This window comes from Mesorhizobium sp. Cs1321R2N1 (assembly GCF_037179725.1).
Taxonomy (GTDB): Bacteria; Pseudomonadota; Alphaproteobacteria; order Rhizobiales; family Rhizobiaceae; genus Mesorhizobium; species Mesorhizobium salmacidum.
The window spans coordinates 1-708 of sequence record NZ_JAPYKP010000326.1 but is presented as its reverse complement, the minus strand read 5'-3'; the positions used below and the strand labels follow the sequence as shown (position 1 = coordinate 708).

1 pseudogene is annotated in these 708 nt (G+C 66.1%); it reads left to right on the top strand.

Annotation, left to right across the window (positions count from 1 at the left end):
- Window positions 1-79 precede the first annotated feature (79 nt).
- Window positions 80-708, top strand: a pseudogene (locus tag O7A61_RS32315) (serine/threonine-protein kinase); the annotation flags it as partial.

Sequence of the window (708 nt, the reverse complement as noted above, 5' to 3'; positions counted from 1 at the left end):
GGCCCATCTGTCGCAACCAAGGTCCGCGCCAACGCCCGCGCCGGCCAGCACGACCATGCCGCCGCGAAAGTCGTCTCGGATGCCGGCCATCGCTGGCAGCCTCGCGGCGCTGGTGTTCCTGTTGGGCGGCGGGCTGTACTTCAGTGGCATACTGGCGCCACCGCCGGCCGAAGAGAAACTCAAGCCGCTGATCGCAAAGCCGGTGGCCCAGGCGCCGCAACCGGAAGCATCGAAACCTCAGCCACACCCACCGGTGCAACCTCAGCCAGAGCCGTCAAAAACCGACAACGCCGGCACCGTCGAAACGGTGAAGCCACCTGCCCTGCCGGATGTAAAGACGAAGACCGCAATACCGGCTGAGAACCAGGCGGACGCTGCAGGCGAGCAGCCGGCAACAAAATCACAGGCTAACAACAATCCCCCGCAAGTGCCAGGGGTCGGGATTAAGCCAGCCCAGACGCCGACCGCCAATCCGCCAACGGCAGCTTCGGTGCCAAAGGCCGAGGAGAGTGCGAAACTGCCAAAACCAGTCAGCCAGCCGCCGGAGACATCGGCGCCAAGCCAGGCCGAGGCAGAGGGCAACCCGGCGCAGGAGGCAGACCTCCCGGCGACAAAACCAAGCGCAACCGACCTCGTCAACAGGCTCTCCAAATTGGCCCAGCCTCAGGCTTCCCCGCCGCCGATTGCGCAGCGCCCCGTGCCGACGCA